Genomic DNA, 15,859 nt, shown 5'->3' with positions numbered 1-15,859 from the left:
GGGAAGGTCAAGGGCCGGCGCTTTGGGGTGGCGCGAAAGCTCAGTCGACGATTTCGATCAGCGTCTTGTCCACGCCATAAGACTGCACGAGGTCATAGAGCATTCTTGCGTCATCCGGGTGCAGGCGGACGCAGCCGGCCGAGGCGGGTGTGCCAAGCCGGTCGGTCTGGGTGGTGCCATGAATGGCGAAGTTGCCGGAAAAGAAGATCGACCACGGCATCGGCGCATTGTCATAAAGCGTCGAGTAGTGCATCGGCACCATGGACTGCACCGAATAAAGCCCCGTCGGCGTGAATTTACCGGCCCGCGCGGTGGACACGGGCCAGCTATGGGCCGGGGCATTGTCGAGCAGCACCGTCATTTCCTGATCCGACAGGTCGATGCGCACCAAAAGCTCTGCGGCATGGGCGGCACAGCCCCACAGCACAAGCATTGAGACGGCAGCCTGCCGGAGCATCACACCGTCATGTGGCGCGCGCGCGCACCGCGTTCGATGGCGGCGGCGTGGAGGCGATCCAGTTCGAGCTCGTAGCGGATTTCTTCGAGCAGGCGCAGTTCGGTGTGCTGGATCGAGCCATCGGCGGCGGCCACGTCGCAGGCCAACGCATAGGCGGTTTCATAAAGCCGTTCTGGCAGGTTGGCGCGCACCAGACCGAACAGCGCGTCAAGCCCGTCTTCCTCGCTGAAGAGGTCGAATACGGTCTGGGCCATGATTTGAACGCGGTCCACATCGTAATCGCCGAAGATCGGCAGGTTGTTGACCGCCGACTCGATCTTGACCAGTTCGGCGGTGCGGATGTTTTCATCCGAGGCCGAGACCGCGATCATGACCGCCACAAGGCAGTCCTGAGGGGTCATGGGATGGGGGATCGTGTCGGGCATCTGGGTGGCCTTTCAAAGGGGCGTGTTGCAGTGCAGAATATTGACTGTCCCGCCCCTCGGCAATAGGAAGCGGGCGACCCATGGTCGCGTTCCGCACCGGGGCTAACAAAGGAAATTATCATGTCCGAGATGCGCGACGCCGCGATGAATTCGAAAGCCTGGCCTTTTGAAGAAGCCCGCCGCGTTCTCAAACGCTATGAGAAGGCGCCGCCGGAAAAGGGATATGTGCTGTTCCAGACCGGCTATGGCCCGTCGGGCCTGCCGCATATCGGGACATTCGGAGAGGTGGCGCGCACCACGATGGTGCGCCGCGCCTTCGAGATGCTGAGCGACATTCCCACCAAGCTGCTTTGTTTCTCGGACGATATGGACGGGCTGCGCAAGGTGCCGGGCAATGTTCCCAATCAGGAGCAGATGCGCGAAGACCTGAACCTGCCGCTGACCAAGGTGCGCGATCCGTTCGGCACCCATGAAGGTTTCGCGCAGCACAACAACGCCCGTCTTTGCGCGTTTCTGGACAGTTTCGGGTTCGAGTATGAATTCGCCTCGGCCACCGAGTATTACACCTCGGGCAAGTTCGACGAGATGCTGCTGGTGGCGCTGGAACGGTTCGACAAGATCATGGAGATCATGCTGCCGACGCTTGGCGCAGAGCGTCAGCAGACCTATTCGCCCTTCCTGCCGGTCAGCCCCAAGACCGGGCATGTGCTGCAGGTGCCGACGCTGGAGCGCAATGTCGCGAAAGGCACCATCGTCTATGAAGAGCCCGATGGCGAGCGCGTCGAGGTTCCGGTGACGGGCGGTCATGTCAAGATGCAGTGGAAGCCCGATTGGGCGCTGCGGTGGGCCGCGCTTGGCGTGGATTACGAGATGTCGGGCAAGGATCTGATCGACAGCGTGCGGCAATCCACGCGAATCTGTCAGGCGCTTGGAAAACTCCCGCCCGAGTCGCTGTCTTATGAGTTGTTCAACGACGAGCTTGGGCAGAAGATCTCGAAGTCGAAGGGCAATGGCCTGAGCATGGAGGAATGGCTGCGCTATGCCGCGCCGGAAAGCCTGTCGTATTTCATGTATCTCAAGCCGAAGACCGCCAAGCGGCTCTATTTCGATGTGATTCCCAAGGCGGTGGACGAGTATCACCAGCAATTGCGCGCCTATCCCGATCAGGATGTGACGCAGCAACTGAACAACCCGGTGTTCCATGTGCATGGCGGCGATGTGCCCGAAAGCCGGATGGTGGTGCCGTTCTCGATGCTGCTCAATCTTGCGTCGGTCGCCGGGGCCGAGGACAAGGACACGCTATGGGGCTTCATTCGCCGCTATGCGCCCGAGGCCACGCCTGAGACCCATGCCGATCTGGATGCTGCCGCCGAATTCGCGGTGCGCTATTACAATGACTTCGTGAAGCCCGAAAAGACCTATCGCGCGCCCACCGATCTGGAGCGCGAGGCGCTGGAGGCGTTGCGCGACGGGCTGAAGGCATGGGACGGACCGGCCGATGCGGAAGAGTTGCAGGGCCTTGTCTTTGCCTGCGGGCGCGAGCGGTTCGATCCGATGCGCGACTGGTTCAAGGCGCTTTACGAGGTGCTTCTTGGTGCCAGCCAGGGGCCGCGTTTCGGCGGGTTTATCGCGCTTTACGGTGTCGATGAGACGATCGCGCTGATCGACGAGGCGCTGGCGGGCAAGCTGGCGTAATCCGCGCAGTTGGCGGCATCGGAAGGCGCTTGCTAAAGCGTTCCGCCTTTGACCCGAGGCATCAGCTAAGGGCGGAACGCGTGCAACGATTGAACGAAGCACTGCATCTCGCGAAAATCTGTGTTTCAGTTTTTTCGCGAAACGCTTTAGGCTACGCAAAACGAGGGGCAAGAGCATGACACGTATCGCGCTGATTTCACTTGGTCTTCTTGGGCTTGTTGTGGCCTGTGCCGAAGTCTCCATGCCAGAACCGCCCGAGGGGCGCGCGATCTATGACGCGAATTGCGCGCAGTGCCACGGGGCTTCTGGCGAGGGCGGCGGCCCGTGGGCCGAGGGGCTGTCGCCCGCTCCGGCGGATCTCACGGCGCTGAGCGAGGATGGCGCCTTTCCGCGCGCCCGCGTCCTGAGTGTGATCGACGGCTATGACCGCACCGGCCTGCCGGGACAGGAGATGCCCGAGTTCGGTCTGCTTCTGGAGGGTGAGACCGTGCCCGTTGATGTGGGCGACGGGGTGCTGACGCCGACACCACGGCCGCTGGCGGCGTTGCTCTATTATCTGGAAAGCATTCAGGACTGACGCACGGCTCAGATCCGGCAAATCCCCTGCACCTCGGCGTCCTTCCACGGGAGCAGCACGGTGCGAGGTTTTGGCATGTCTCCTATCGGGAACGTGCCTTCCAGCATCTCGCGCAGGCGGGCGGTGCGCGGCGCATCCGGGTCCAGCGTGGCGCAGCAGACATATTCCTCGACGATGGAGGCCTGCTGCTCGAACCCGTAGTCCAGGAAATCGTGATTGGTCGAGATATCGAAGAGGTAAGGGTCATCGCTGACGCGGTGTTCGCTGGCGGCACGCAGCGGAGAATAGCCGGTCAGGCGACGGTTCTGCCATTGCCAGACATGGGTCATCTCATGCGCGAAGATCATCGCATGCAACAGTGACATGAACTCGGGATAGCGCGGCATGAAATCCGGCTCGTACCAATCGCGCGCATAGAACACCTTGTTGTGAACCACCACGGCTGCCGGGGCGACGGTGACGGTCGGGGTTGTCGGCTCGGGCAGGATACGTTCGCGGCAGGTGAGGCGCGGGCGCGTGGCGCGCGGATAGGTGACCTTGCCGATAAGCGCGCCATCCACCAGCCGAATGCGCGAGGTGTCAATGCTGTCGCCGTGGATCTGCGTGGCGAAAGCGGATTCGGTCGGCGTCAGGGGACGACCGCAAGACAATAAAAACAAGGGCAGCAGAAGCCATAACCAGCGCATGGGGCAGATCCTATCACTGGCTGGATCGCCGCGCGAGAGGGCAGCGCTTCAGCCGGCGCGCAGGACGACGCGGAAGGATCGGGGATCCTCGAACAGCTCGGTCATGGTGCCTGCGTCCAGAACGCGGGCCAGGGGCTCGGGGCGGCGGCGCAGATAGCGTTTGCGCAGGTCCAGACAGACGACACCTCCGTCGGTGATCGTGTCGATCATCAGATCGGCATAGGCATCGACCGGGTAATGAAACCCGCAGGAATAGAAGCTGATGAGCATGTCCGCCTTGAGACCCTCCATCGCGGCCGGGTCTTTGAGGGGGTTGATCGTGGTGACCTTGGTCTTGGCAGCACCGTTGTCATGCAGCAGTTCCTTGGCGCAGGGCAGGCTCGCATAACCGCTGCCTGCGCCAGCCCAGTTGTGGTAAAGCTCATCGGTCTGTTCGATGTCCACAAGGGTGAAGCGCGGCTTGTAATCACGCTGGAAAAACAGGTCGGGTATGGCCTGCCCGCAGCCGATGTCGATCACGGATTTCGGTTTGAAATCAATCGCATCCAGATGTGCCTTGACCGGCTGGTATTCGCAGGCGGCCTCGCGCAGGGCGCCGGTGAGAATGGCGTCGCGGCGCTCGCCGACCTCTTGCAGAAGGGGCGCCGGATCGCCGGCCATATAGGTCTTGCGGGAGCGGGGGCTGATTGTCTTGGTGCGCTGGAAGCCGATCAGGGCAACGGCCCTGTCGGACAGGCTGCGGGTCTTGAAGCCGAGCGCGGTGATGTCTGCTTCGGTCAGGTACTCGTCAACGGTGATACGATCCAACATGGTCAGTCCATACGATGTTACCGCTGACATTATAGCATGATCCGTGGCTTGTGACTTGAGCTAAGATGCGGTCCGGGCCGGAGTGCGTGGCGCGCTGTGGCCGTCCGGTCGCACCTTGGCGCGAATCGGGGGGCAAGGCGTTGGTTAATAGGGAAAAACCGGGATCTGTATCGCGTCGGTATCGCATCGGTATCGCATCGGTATCGCGTCGGTATCGGGGGCTGTATCGGGCCGGGTTAACGCGGCGTGCGGTGGGGGTGGCGGCGAAAGTCTTGCGACGCGGTCAACCTGTGCGTTAGAACATGTGCTGTACGCAAGGGTATGGTCAGGGGGTCGGCGTGTCGGGGGAGTGGTTGAAAACAGCGGTGCTGCTGCTTAGGTTCCTGGTGGATATCGCCGTGGGGATCTTCTTTCTGGTCCTGATCGGGATCGCGGCGCTTTTGATCGGAAAATTCGTCAAGTGGCTGGAGTCGTTCGATGTTGTGCCGGCGCCGGTTATCAAAGGCTTAACCTTTCTGGAATATGGTCTGTTTGCGGTCGACGTGGTATGCTTTGCTTTTCTGGTGGTCATGGCGGGTTACAAATTGATGGTCGAAATCTGGAGAGAGTACAAATGAGCACGGGTCAGAAAAACACGGCCAGACGGCGTTTCTGGCAATTGCTCGACTCGGAATTCGTCTTTGCCCGCGACATGTTTTTCGCGCCGGTGAATTTCCTGTTCGCGGCGGTTCAGGACTCGGTCAAGCGCGCCAATTCCGAAGCGCGGCTGGCGGTCGCGTGGTCGCTGAGCGACGAGGAGAACGGCAAGAAGCGGTAAGGGGTCTGGTTGCCGGGGCGCATCTGACGCAGGGACGCGATTGCCAGACCGCGGGATGGCGATGCAAGCGACGCTCAAGGGCGCTTTATGGTGGCGGTGTCAGGCGGTCGTTTGCGCGGGGCGCTGATGGCAGCCAAATCGCCAGCCCGTCACGCCGCAGACGTGCCGAGTATCGTTGGCGTACCTTTGGTGCGACGGGAAATGTGGAGATTGCGCGGCGCCTTTGGCGCTATTCGCATGGTGGCAAAGCGAGAGGTTGGCGCAGGATTTGGCGTGTGGTGGCCCGTGCCTTACCCCACTCAAACATCCAACTCTTCCACGAACCGAGCATTCTCGGAGATATACTGGAACCGCAGTTCCGGCTTCTTGCCCATCAGCCGTTCCACCAGATCGCCGGTTTCGCCGGGCTCGTCCTCGTCGATGGTGACGCGGATGAGCTTGCGGGTTTTGGGGTCCATCGTGGTTTCCTTGAGGTCCTTGGCGTCCATTTCGCCCAGGCCCTTGAATCGGCTCACGTCGATCTTGCCCTTGCCGCCGAGACCCTTTTTCATCCAGGCGTCCCGCTCGGCCTGATCGAGGCAATAGACGCGTTTCGCCCCTTGGGTCAGGCGATAAAGCGGCGGGCAGGCCAGATACAGGTGGCCCGCGTCGATCATCGGGCGCATCTGGGTGAAGAAGAACGTCATCAAGAGCGAGGCGATATGCGCGCCGTCGACATCGGCATCGGTCATGATGATGACCTTGTCATAGCGCAGATCGTCGATGTTGAACTTGCTGCCAAGCCCGACGCCAAGCGCCTGTGTCAGATCGGCGATTTCCTGGTTCGAGCCGAGCTTTGAACTGGCCGCCCCCAGCACGTTGAGGATCTTGCCGCGCAGCGGCAAGAGCGCCTGTGTCTTGCGGTCGCGGCCCATCTTGGCCGAGCCACCGGCGCTGTCGCCCTCGACGATGAACAGCTCGGTGCCGTCGCGCGTGTTCGATGAGCAATCCACCAGCTTGCCAGGCAGGCGCAGTTTCTTGGTGGCGGTCTTGCGCTGCGTTTCCTTTTCCTGACGTCGGCGCAGCCGTTCTTCGGCGCGCAGCACCAGGAAATCGAGGATTGCGCCTGCGGATTTCGTATCGGCGGCGAGCCAGTTGTCGAAATGGTCGCGCACGGCGTTTTCCACCAACCGCTGCGCCTCGGTTGTGGCAAGACGGTCCTTGGTCTGGCCCACGAATTCCGGCTCGCGGATGAAGCACGAGACCAGGGCGCAGCCGCCCGCCATCAGATCCTCGCGGGTGATGTTGGTGGCCTTGCGGTTGTTCACCAGCTCGCCATAGCCCTTGATGCCCTTGAGGATCGCGGCCCAGAACCCGGCGACATGGGTGCCGCCTTCGGGGGTGGGGACGGTGTTGCAGTAGCTTTGCAGCGATCCATCGCGCGAGGGTGTCCAGTTGATCGCCCATTCCACCTTGCCGGGCATGCCGAAGCGTTCCTGAAAATCGACGGTGCCTGCAAAGGGCTGGTCGGCATAGGTGGAGGCGCCGTTCATGGTTTCGCGCAGGTAATCCGACAGGCCGCCGGGGAAATGGAACGTGGCCTCGGTGGGGGTGTCGCCATCGGGGATCGCGGATTTCCAGCGGATCTCGACGCCCGAGAAAAGATAGGCCTTGGATCGGATCGAATTGAACAGCCGAGCGGGCTTGAAACGGTGCGAACCGAAGATCTGTTCATCGGCGTGAAAGGTGATGGTGGTGCCGCGCCGGTTGGGGGCCTGTCCGATCTTCTGGATCGGGCCAAGCGGGATGCCACGCGAAAAGCGCTGTTCGTAAAGCTCCTTGTTGCGGGCCACCTGCACCACCATGGAATCCGACAGCGCGTTGACCACCGAAGCGCCCACGCCATGCAGGCCACCGGAGGTCTGATAGGCCTTGCCGCCGAACTTGCCGCCGGCATGCAGCGTGCACAGGATCACCTCGAGCGCGGATTTGTCGGGAAACTTGGGGTGCGGGTCGATCGGGATGCCGCGGCCATTGTCGCGCACGGTGAGCGAATAGTCCTCGTGCAGTTCCACCTCGATCCGGTTGGCATGGCCGGCGACGGCCTCGTCCATGGAGTTGTCGAGGATTTCCGCCACAAGGTGATGCAGCGCGCGCTCGTCGGTGCCGCCGATATACATGCCGGGGCGTTTGCGGACGGGTTCCAGCCCTTCGAGCACCTCGATCGAGGAGGCGTCGTAGTCGGAACTGTCTGTGGCGGAGAGAAGATCGTCGGCCATGGGATGCTGCTCATTTTTGTGGTTGTCGCACAGTATGCCAGAGGCGCCGGGGCGGGGGAAGGGCTTGTGGCGGTCAGGGGGCTGTCAGCGCATCGCGCAGGTGGCGCGCGCAGCCCCGGAGTGCGGCGGTGTCGTCCGATATCAGGTGGACGGGGATGGCATCGATGATCGCGGCATAGGGGCCACGGGCGGCGAAACTCGCATCGAAGCCGAGGGCGATCAGATGGGGTGCGGTGGCACGGGCCGCCCCACCGATCAGGTAAAGCCCGCCGGTGGCCATGTGATGCAGGCACAGATTGCCCGCCACCGCCCCCAGAAGCCGCGAGAAAAGGGTCAGCGCGGCGGTGGCATGGGGATCGGTGCCGGTGGCGTGGCCTGCGATGATGCGGTGTGTGTCGAGCGTGGTGCCGGAGTGCCAGTGGTAGATGCGCTGAAGGCCCGGACCGCTGAGCGCGGCCTCGATCGGTTTGTGGGGGTGATCGCGGGCGAGATGGCGGGTCAGCGCGTTGAGCGCAGGGTCGAGATGCGGCAGGGCCGAGTGGCCCGATTCGGCGGCGGGCACGAACAGCCTGTCGCCGATGCGATGCGCCACGGCCACGTTGCAGCCGGTGCCAAGGCCCAGCACAAGGCGGGGGCCGGTATCGGGCGTGCCGGGGCGCATGGGGGTGAGCGCATCGGGGGGCAGGTCGTCAAGGGCCAGCGCCTGCGCCTGCAGATCATTCAGCAGATGGACATGCGCCGCCCCCGTGGAGGCGCGCAGCGCCGCGCTGGTGATGTGCCAGTCGTGATTGGTGAGCTGTGCGGCGTCGCCGCGCACCGGGCCTGCGACCCCGGCGCAAAGCGCTGCGATGGGGCCTGTGCCGATGTCCGCCAGATAGGCGGCCAGCAGCGGGGCGAGGCCCGCAAAATCGGCGTTGGGAAAGCTGCGCGCCGTGCCGGCGATCAGGCCATTGCCCGGATCGGCCAGCCCCACGCGCGTATTGGTGCCGCCCACATCGGCAAGCAGGTGCAGGTCAGCCATCGCGCCAGCGGGCCATGGTGGCGCGGGCGGTCTGGGCCAGCATCACCACGTCGATCCCCACGGCGAGGAACTGCGCGCCCCAGTCGCGATAGCTGAGCGCGGTGTCATGGTCGAGCGACAGGATGCCCGCCGCCTTGTCGGAAGCGGCGATGCGCGTCAGCGCGTCGCGGATCACGGCGCGGACCTCGGGCTGATCGCTGTCGCCCAGATACCCCATATCGGCGGCCAGATCGGAGGGGCCGATAAACACGCCATCCACGCCCTCCACCTTGAGGATGTCGTCCAGTGCGTCGATCCCGGCGCGGGTTTCCACCTGCACCAGCAGGCAGATCTGTGCGTTGGCGGTCGAGATGTAGTCGGGGATGGCCGAGAACTGTGTGGCCCGCGCCAGCGCCGCGCCTGACCCCCGGATGCCCTCGGGGGGGTAGCGGGTGGCGCGCACCAGCGCGCGCGCCTGATCGGCGCTGTCGACCATCGGGATCAGCAGGGTCTGCGCGCCCGCGTCGAGCACCTGCTTGATCGCCCAAGGCTCGCCCATGGGCAGGCGCACCACGGGCGCGCTGTGGCGGCCTTCGAGCACCTGCAGCTGGCGCATGATGCTGGGCAGATCGTTGGGGGCGTGTTCGCCGTCGATCACCAGCCAGTCGAACCCGGCTGTGGCGAGCATTTCCGTGGCATAGGCATCGGCAAAGCCCGCCCAGCATCCATAGAGCATGTCGCCGCGTGCCAGTGCGGATTTGAAGCGGTTTTCGGGGGCGGGCATGGGCTGTCTCCTGCGTGATTTGGCCCGAGATTAGACCGGCAGCGGGGCAAGGTGAAAGCGTTTCGCGGCCCGCGACATGCGCCGTCGGTCTCAGGCGTCGCTATCCTCGCGGTCAAGCCGGCGCAGCGCCCGGTAGCTCAGCACCGCCGTGCCGCCGAAAAAAGCGCCGCCGATCAGGATGATCTCGAAAAACGCGGGCCCGGAGGGCATGCCGCGCCAGGCCACCACCCCGACAAGCCCGAGCAGTCCGAGAATGCCCACGGCCAGACGGAATTTCAGCTCGCCGGGACCGGGTCCGTATTTGCTCATGCGATGGCTCCTTTATCGCGTGGACAGCTGCGGGACGCTGTGCTGTGCTGGTGGCATGATCCGCGACGCCCGCCTGCCCTATCTTGTCACAGGGATGATGATCCTGGCCACCGCCATGTGCCTTTTGGCGATGGGTCGGGTGATGATCTGCCCTTGCGGGTATATAGATCTGTGGGGGGCGGTGGGCAGTGCCGAGGCCAATATGCAACTGGCCGACTGGTATACCCCCAGCCACCTGCTGCATGGGCTGTTGTTTTATGCCGGGCTTTGGGCGGTTCTGCCGCGGCTTTCGGTGGGCTGGCGGCTGGTGCTGGCGACGGCTTTGGAATGTGCATGGGAGCTTTTGGAAAACACCGATGCGGTGATCGGCTATTACCGGGCCAATACCGTGTCGGGCGAGTATATCGGTGACAGCGTGGTCAATTCGCTGTCGGATATCGCGGTCATGCTGCTGGGGTTCGGACTGGCGCGGGTGCTGCCGGTTTGGGCCAGCATCGCCCTCTTGGTGGGGTTCGAGGTGCTGACCGCTTTTCTTATCCGTGATGGTCTGGCGCTCAACATCCTGATGTTCGTCTGGCCGCTGGAGGCGGTGCTGGAGTGGCAGCAGGCGGGGTAGGCACGCGGCGCTCAGGGTTTGCCGGGGGCTTTACTTTCGTTGTGAAACCGCCGAGAGCTTGGGCATGAACGATCAAGCCAAGGGCCTTCTCATCACTGCGATCGGCGTCCTTTTCGTGGTGCCGGATTCACTCTTTATCCGGCTGATCGACGCCTCGGCGCCCACGATCACCTTCTGGCGCGGGTTGACCTCGGGGTCGTTCATCCTTCTGGGGGTGATTGCGGTCATGGGCCTGCGCGGGTTCCGCGAGGTGGCGCGCACCGGGCTTCCGGGGCTGCTCTATACGGTGCTGATCGGGGCCACGGCGCCGGGTTTCGTGCTGGCGGTGAAATGGACCAGCGTCGCGAATGTGGTGTTCATCATCGCCTCGATGCCGGTTTTCGCGGCGATCTTCAGCCGGATCTTTCTGGGTGAGGCGATCAGCAAGCGCATGGTGCTGACGATGGCGGGGGTGTTCGTGGGCCTTGGTATCATCGCCTGGGGATCGGGCGAGACGGAAGGGGCCTCATGGCAAGGGGATCTGGTGGCGCTTGGCGTCTCGGCCAGTTTCGCGGGCGCCATGACGACGGCGCGCAAGCTCAGGGCGACCTCGATGATCCCGGCGATACCGCTGGCCTATCTCGGGGCGTCACTGGTGATCTGGCCCCTGGCCGATCCGGTGGCGCCGGTGGCCGCGCAATGGCATCTTCTGCTGGGGCATGGGGCGTTCATCACCGTGTCCACCTGTCTTCTGACGCTTGGCCCGCGCTATATCGGCTCGGCCGAGGTGGCGCTGCTGATCCTGCTCGAGTCGGTTCTGGCGCCGCTCTTGGTCTGGGCGGTGATCGGCGAGGATCCGGGGCCTTGGGCGCTGGCAGGGGGCGTGGTGGTGATCGGCGTGCTCTTTGCCTCGAACCTCTGGGCGCTGCGCGCCCGCCACCGGATGCGTAATGCGCCCCAGCCGCGTGTCGGGCCGCCGGTGGAGTAGGGCAGCCTCAGAAATCGGCGTTCACACCGGGCAGGTTGAGCGCCTTGATCAGATCGCGCAATTCCTGCCTTGCGGCGATGTTCGAGATATTGAGCTGCTTGACGCCCACATCCTTGAGATCCAGAAGCGTCAGCCCGCGCGGAAACAGCTCGCGGAAGATGACCCGTTCGTTGAAGCCGGGGGCCGTGCGAAATCCGATGCGGCGCGCCAGCGTTTCCAGCGCCGTGCCCATTTTCTGCTTGTTGACCATCTGTTGCGCGCCGAGCCGGTTGCGCACCACCACCCAGTCGATCGGCTTCAGCCCGGCCTGCGCGCGCAACTGCCGCGCATTCCACACCATTTCCGAATAGACCGACGGCCCGATGATCCGCTTCCCGTCGCTGTCCACATGGGCCAGCAGGTCGAAATCCACGAAACTGTCGTTCAACGGCGTGATGAGCGTGTCGGCAAGGCTATGGGCGACCTGGCTCAGCCGGGTATGCGATCCGGGGCAGTCGATCACGATGAAGTCGCTGTCAGGCTCGAGCTGCGCCACGGCGGCCGAGAGGCGGCGATCATAGAGGTTCTCGCCGGGCTTCAGACTGGACTGGTCGATGTCGGGAAGGTCGTGATACCGGGGGCTGGGCAGATCAAGCCCGGCCTTGTCCAGAAAGGTCTTCCGATTGCTGGCATAGCGCCCGAAGGTCTTTTGCCGCAGGTCCAGATCCAGCGCGCTGACCTTGTGGCCCATGCGCGCAAGCGCGGTGGCCACATGCATCGAGACGGTCGATTTGCCGGCGCCCCCCTTCTCGTTGCCGACGACGATGATATGGGCCATGACCTGTTCCCCTGTCCCTGTTCCGGGCTGTTTTTCTTGTGTCACACTCTAGCCTCGGGGCCTGCAGTTGGAAAGATTCCGTTGCGTTGCCGCGATGCTTTGCGCCCCCTGTTGCACCGAGGCCGCTTCTCATGAAAAACGCCGCCCCGGAGGGCGGCGCCAAGGCCTGCAGGCTGTGTCCGGCAATCAGAAGCCGAGACCTGCGTATTTGTTCTTGAACTTCGACACGCGGCCGCCGGTATCCATCAGGCGGGTGCCGCCACCGGTCCAGGCCGGGTGCACGGACGGATCGACGTCGAGCGACAGGCTGTCGCCCTCGGCGCCATAGGTCGAGCGCATCTGAACCACGGTGCCATCGGTCAGCTTGACGTCGATGACGTGATAATCGGGGTGGATATCTTTTCTCATCGTGCCGCTCCTTATGCCGACGTGCCGGATTGGGGTTTGTAGGTGGCGTCCTCGGCGATCCGGGCCGACTTGCCGCGACGCGAGCGCAGATAATACAGCTTGGCGCGGCGCACGCGGCCACGGCGCACGACGGTGATGCTGTCGATATTGGTCGAGTGAAGCGGGAACACACGTTCGACGCCTTCCCCGAAGGAAATCTTGCGGACCGTGAAGCTCCCGGCGATGCCCGAGCCGTTCTTGCGGCTGATGCAGACGCCTTCGAAATTCTGCACGCGCGAGCGGGTGCCCTCGGTCACCTTGTAGCCGACGCGCAGCGTGTCCCCGGCCTTGAAATCCGGGATGGTTTTGCCAAGCTCTGCAACCTGCTCGGCGTCCAGTTGAGCGATAATGTCCATCGCTTCGTCTCCTATATGCTTGCGGTTCGTTCCGCAAAGATTGATGCCGCCTCAGAGCTCTTGGTCTTCGTCCGGGTCCCTACCATGCGCCGCACAGTAAGCCCGCCAGAGATCAGGTCGTCGTTCCTTTGTCAGCCGTTCGGCCTCTTTCCGCCGCCAGGAAGTGATATGGCCATGATGCCCCGAAAGAAGAATTTCAGGGATCGCAAGGCCGTTCCAGATGGCAGGTCTTGTGTACTGGGGGTGTTCAAGCAGGCCTTCGGAAAAGGACTCCTCCTCCGTCGACGCCTGATTCCCAAGCACGCGCGGTATAAGTCGGACAGCCGCATCAATCAAGGCCTGAGCGGCGATCTCGCCTCCGGAGAGCACGAAATCCCCGATCGAGACCTCCTGAATGCCGTAGTGCGCGATCACGCGCTCGTCGAGCCCCTCGAAGCGGCCGCAGATCAGGGTGACGCCCGGACCTTGCGAGAGGCGCTGCGCCATGGCCTGATCGAGCCGCTTGCCGCGCGGGCTGAGATAGATCAGCGGCGCCTCCTTGGGCATGCGCGCGCGCGCATGATCGATGGCGCGTCCCATCACGTCCGCGCGCAGAACCATGCCCGCGCCACCGCCCGCAGGCGTGTCATCGACATTGCGGTGTCGCCCCTCGCCAAACAGGCGCAGATCGATCGTGTCCAGCTGCCACAGCCCGTCCTTCAGCGCCCGCCCGGTCAGGCTTTCTCCCAGCACACCGGGAAACGCCTCCGGCAGAAGGGTGATCACCTGCGCCGTCCAGGCTCTCGCGAGACGCGGATTGTGCGTCATCAGCTCCTGCGGTTTCAGGCTGACCGTGATGGTCTTGCGACCGTGGGATTTGGGTGCGTCCGTCATGGTTCGAGGCCTTAGCTCCCGCGCTCTCCCGAGGCAAGAGGCGCTGACATCCGCGCGCGGTGCCCGGGGCGGGCCGCGGGATGCCTCCGGCGGGAGTATTTGTGGAACGATGAAAGACGCGCCGCGCGTGCCGTTTCTTCTGGCCGGAAATATCCCGGGGGTCTGGGGGCAGGGCCCCCAGTCGCGGGCGGGGTCAGAACAGGCCTTCGGGCGGGTCCGCGACAATACGCCCCGCAGCGAGGTCCACGGTCGGCACGGCCTGCCGCGTGAACGGCAAAAGCACGGTCGAGGTCAGCCCTTGACCGTGCAGCTCGAGGATATCGCCCGCGCCGTGGTTGAGCACCGCCTTTACCCGTCCGAGCAAGGTGCCGCCGGTGTCATAGACCTCCAGACCGATCAGGTCGGCGTGGTAATATTCCTCGTCGGGAAGGGCGGGCAGGCGGTCGCGCTCGGTATAAAGGCGCACACCGCGCAGCGCGTCGGCCTGTTCTTTCGTGGTCACGCCAGACAGGCGCGCGATCAGCCCGCCCTTGGCGCTTTGTCCGCTCAGCGTGATCTCGAAGCTGCGGGCGCCGTCCTCAGTTTCCAGCGGGCCATAAGCGGCGATGTCCTCAGGTGTGGCGGTGAAGCTCTTGAGGCGCAATTCGCCGTGCACGCCGAACGCGCCGGCGATCGCGCCGAGGCAAATGCGGGTATTGTCGGTCATTCGGTCTCTCCGCGGCAAAGGCCGTCCTGTACCGTGCCGCCTGCGGCGGCGCAGCGTTCCTGGTGCTGGTGACGTTCGTAGAACAGACCGACCAGGAAGATGACGGCCATCAGGACGAGGGTGCGGACAGGTCGAAACATGCGTGTCACCGTTCCTCGATCGTCAGCGAGGCGCTGCGATCTTCCCAGCCGGCGCGCTCGAGTTCCGGGGTGTCGTCCTCGGTTTCGGGCCAGCCGACGCAGAGATAGCCGACCAGCTCCCAGCCTTGCGGCACATCGAGATCACGCGACAGGCGGTCAGGGTCGAGGATCGACACCCAGCCCACACCGAGGCCATGACTGCGCGCCATCAGCCAGAACTGCGTGATCGCGCCCACCACCGAATAGCGGCGCATTTCGGGCATGGTGCCGGCGCCAAGGCCGGCGCCCTTGTCGGTCGTCTCGTCACAGAAGATGGCGAGCTGCACCGGAGCGTCGGTCATGCCCGAGAGTTTCAGGCCGCTGTAAAGCTGTGCACGGTCGCCGTCATAGCCCGAGAGGGCCGCCGCGTTGGCATCTGTATAATTGTCGAGCGCCGCCCGGCGCGCGGCCGGGCTGGTGACGCGGATCACGCGCCAGGGTTCGCTCAGGCCCACGGAGGGGGCCAGCAGAAAGGTGTCGAGGCAGGCGCGCAGCACCGCCTCGTCCACCGGATCGCTGCGGAAGCGGCGCACGTCGCGCCGCCACCGCATCAGATCGGTCAGGTCGGACCGGAAGTCCGGGGTGAAACGCGACATGATCCGCGCCCCGCCCGTGCTCAGCCCTGAGCGGCGTCCTCGGCGGGCGCCTCTTCGGTGGCCTCGGCGACCGGGGCCTCTTCGGCGGGGGCTGCGGCGGCTTCGGCGGCGGCAGCTGCCTTGGCGGCTTTTTCCTCGACGCGTTCCTTGGCCTTGGTGCCCGGCTCGCCCTTCTTGAGGTTGGCACGTTCCTTCTTGGCCAGAACGCCGGCGGCTTCGAGCATGCGGCTCACGCGGTCAGACGGCTGTGCGCCCTGATCCAGCCAGTATTGCACGCGCTCCATCTTCATCTTGACGCGCTCTTCGCTGTCTTTCGGCAGAAGCGGGTTGTAGGTGCCCAGCTTCTCGATGAAGCGGCCGTCGCGCGGCATGCGGCTGTCGGCGGCAACGATGCTGTAATGGGGGCGTTTCTTGCTGCCGCCACGGGCGAGACGAATTTTCATGGCCATCGGTTAGGTCTCCTTTTCGAATGGCGTTTTGTCGG

At 64.0% G+C, this 15,859-nt stretch carries 22 protein-coding genes; 6 read left to right on the top strand and 16 right to left on the bottom strand.

All coding sequences use genetic code 11. The features are described from left to right. Positions 1-40 precede the first annotated feature (40 nt). Both F3H35_RS01655 and F3H35_RS01650 read right to left on the bottom strand, forming a co-directional pair. Complete coding sequence (locus F3H35_RS01655) at positions 41-433, bottom strand: L,D-transpeptidase (protein WP_223228281.1); 393 nt, start codon at positions 431-433, stop codon at positions 41-43. A gap of 23 nt (positions 434-456) precedes the next feature. Then, a complete protein-coding gene (locus F3H35_RS01650; protein WP_149777919.1) occupies positions 457-882 on the bottom strand; it encodes a tellurite resistance TerB family protein in 426 nt (141 codons plus the stop codon). 120 nt (positions 883-1,002) lie between these two features. Between F3H35_RS01650 and F3H35_RS01645 the strand changes: the two genes are divergently transcribed. Together F3H35_RS01645 and F3H35_RS01640 are read left to right on the top strand one after the other, a co-directional pair. Then, positions 1,003-2,577, top strand: coding sequence for a lysine--tRNA ligase (locus tag F3H35_RS01645; protein ID WP_149777918.1), 1,575 nt, complete (start codon positions 1,003-1,005; stop codon positions 2,575-2,577). A gap of 175 nt (positions 2,578-2,752) precedes the next feature. After that, positions 2,753-3,154, top strand: a complete 402-nt coding sequence (locus F3H35_RS01640; protein WP_149777917.1) for a c-type cytochrome — start codon at positions 2,753-2,755, stop codon at positions 3,152-3,154. 8 nt (positions 3,155-3,162) lie between these two features. Here the strand turns inward: F3H35_RS01640 and F3H35_RS01635 are convergent, their stop codons facing one another. Further along, on the bottom strand, positions 3,163-3,840 hold the full coding sequence (locus tag F3H35_RS01635; protein WP_149777916.1) for a hypothetical protein: 678 nt from the start codon (positions 3,838-3,840) through the stop codon (positions 3,163-3,165). Between the two features lie 48 nt (positions 3,841-3,888). Then, complete coding sequence (locus F3H35_RS01630) at positions 3,889-4,650, bottom strand: hypothetical protein (protein WP_149777915.1); 762 nt, start codon at positions 4,648-4,650, stop codon at positions 3,889-3,891. A 338-nt stretch (positions 4,651-4,988) separates the two neighbouring features. Here F3H35_RS01630 and F3H35_RS01625 point away from each other — a divergent pair, with 338 nt between their 5' ends. Both F3H35_RS01625 and F3H35_RS01620 read left to right on the top strand, forming a co-directional pair. Next, entirely contained in the window at positions 4,989-5,267 is a 279-nt protein-coding gene (locus tag F3H35_RS01625; protein ID WP_149777914.1) for a hypothetical protein, read from the top strand. After that, complete coding sequence (locus F3H35_RS01620) at positions 5,264-5,467, top strand: hypothetical protein (protein ID WP_007816398.1); 204 nt, start codon at positions 5,264-5,266, stop codon at positions 5,465-5,467. Before F3H35_RS01625 ends, F3H35_RS01620 begins: the two co-directional genes overlap by 4 nt. 299 nt (positions 5,468-5,766) lie before the next feature. Here F3H35_RS01620 and parE read toward each other — a convergent pair whose 3' ends face one another. The 4 genes from parE to F3H35_RS01600 form a co-directional block, all read right to left on the bottom strand. Beyond that, positions 5,767-7,725: a DNA topoisomerase IV subunit B gene (parE, locus tag F3H35_RS01615; RefSeq protein WP_149777913.1), complete on the bottom strand. Its 1,959-nt coding sequence runs from the start codon at positions 7,723-7,725 to the stop codon at positions 5,767-5,769. Between the two features lie 73 nt (positions 7,726-7,798). Next, entirely contained in the window at positions 7,799-8,746 is a 948-nt protein-coding gene (locus tag F3H35_RS01610) for a glucokinase (RefSeq protein WP_149777912.1), read from the bottom strand. Beyond that, positions 8,739-9,509 carry an aldolase/citrate lyase family protein gene (locus F3H35_RS01605; protein WP_149777911.1) on the bottom strand — a complete coding sequence of 257 codons (771 nt, stop codon included), beginning with the start codon at positions 9,507-9,509 and terminating at the stop codon, positions 8,739-8,741. Before F3H35_RS01605 ends, F3H35_RS01610 begins: the two co-directional genes overlap by 8 nt. A 90-nt stretch (positions 9,510-9,599) precedes the next feature. Next, positions 9,600-9,818, bottom strand: a complete 219-nt coding sequence (locus F3H35_RS01600; RefSeq protein WP_149777910.1) for a hypothetical protein — start codon at positions 9,816-9,818, stop codon at positions 9,600-9,602. 55 nt (positions 9,819-9,873) lie between these two features. Between F3H35_RS01600 and F3H35_RS01595 the strand changes: the two genes are divergently transcribed. Together F3H35_RS01595 and F3H35_RS01590 are read left to right on the top strand one after the other, a co-directional pair. Further along, positions 9,874-10,434, top strand: coding sequence for a DUF2585 family protein (locus tag F3H35_RS01595; RefSeq protein WP_149778365.1), 561 nt, complete (start codon positions 9,874-9,876; stop codon positions 10,432-10,434). 64 nt (positions 10,435-10,498) lie between these two features. Continuing rightward, positions 10,499-11,401: a DMT family transporter gene (locus F3H35_RS01590; RefSeq protein WP_149777909.1), complete on the top strand. Its 903-nt coding sequence runs from the start codon at positions 10,499-10,501 to the stop codon at positions 11,399-11,401. A gap of 7 nt (positions 11,402-11,408) precedes the next feature. Here F3H35_RS01590 and F3H35_RS01585 read toward each other — a convergent pair whose 3' ends face one another. From F3H35_RS01585 to rpsP, 8 genes are all read right to left on the bottom strand, one after another. After that, positions 11,409-12,218, bottom strand: coding sequence for a division plane positioning ATPase MipZ (locus tag F3H35_RS01585; protein WP_149777908.1), 810 nt, complete (start codon positions 12,216-12,218; stop codon positions 11,409-11,411). A 186-nt stretch (positions 12,219-12,404) separates the two neighbouring features. Further along, positions 12,405-12,626 (bottom strand): 50S ribosomal protein L31, encoded by a 222-nt coding sequence (gene rpmE / locus F3H35_RS01580; protein ID WP_149777907.1) that lies wholly within the window; start codon positions 12,624-12,626, stop codon positions 12,405-12,407. 11 nt (positions 12,627-12,637) lie between these two features. Beyond that, positions 12,638-13,021: a 50S ribosomal protein L19 gene (rplS, locus tag F3H35_RS01575; RefSeq protein WP_149777906.1), complete on the bottom strand. Its 384-nt coding sequence runs from the start codon at positions 13,019-13,021 to the stop codon at positions 12,638-12,640. Positions 13,022-13,072: 51 nt separating this feature from the next. Further along, on the bottom strand, positions 13,073-13,894 hold the full coding sequence (trmD, locus tag F3H35_RS01570) for a tRNA (guanosine(37)-N1)-methyltransferase TrmD (protein WP_149777905.1): 822 nt from the start codon (positions 13,892-13,894) through the stop codon (positions 13,073-13,075). A 193-nt stretch (positions 13,895-14,087) separates the two neighbouring features. Beyond that, on the bottom strand, positions 14,088-14,600 hold the full coding sequence (gene rimM, locus F3H35_RS01565) for a ribosome maturation factor RimM (protein ID WP_149777904.1): 513 nt from the start codon (positions 14,598-14,600) through the stop codon (positions 14,088-14,090). Further along, on the bottom strand, positions 14,597-14,740 hold the full coding sequence (locus F3H35_RS18745; protein WP_188129835.1) for a hypothetical protein: 144 nt from the start codon (positions 14,738-14,740) through the stop codon (positions 14,597-14,599). The genes rimM and F3H35_RS18745 overlap by 4 nt, the downstream gene beginning before the upstream one ends. 5 nt (positions 14,741-14,745) lie before the next feature. Next, positions 14,746-15,375, bottom strand: a complete 630-nt coding sequence (gene bluB, locus F3H35_RS01560; protein WP_149777903.1) for a 5,6-dimethylbenzimidazole synthase — start codon at positions 15,373-15,375, stop codon at positions 14,746-14,748. Positions 15,376-15,395: 20 nt separating this feature from the next. Beyond that, positions 15,396-15,824: a 30S ribosomal protein S16 gene (gene rpsP, locus F3H35_RS01555; protein WP_149777902.1), complete on the bottom strand. Its 429-nt coding sequence runs from the start codon at positions 15,822-15,824 to the stop codon at positions 15,396-15,398. Positions 15,825-15,859 lie beyond the last annotated feature (35 nt).

The organism is Roseovarius litoreus, from assembly GCF_900142765.1.
Classification (GTDB): Bacteria; Pseudomonadota; Alphaproteobacteria; order Rhodobacterales; family Rhodobacteraceae; genus Roseovarius; species Roseovarius litoreus.
The sequence above is the reverse complement of the archived record's forward strand: the minus strand, read 5'-3'. Positions and strand labels throughout refer to the sequence as shown.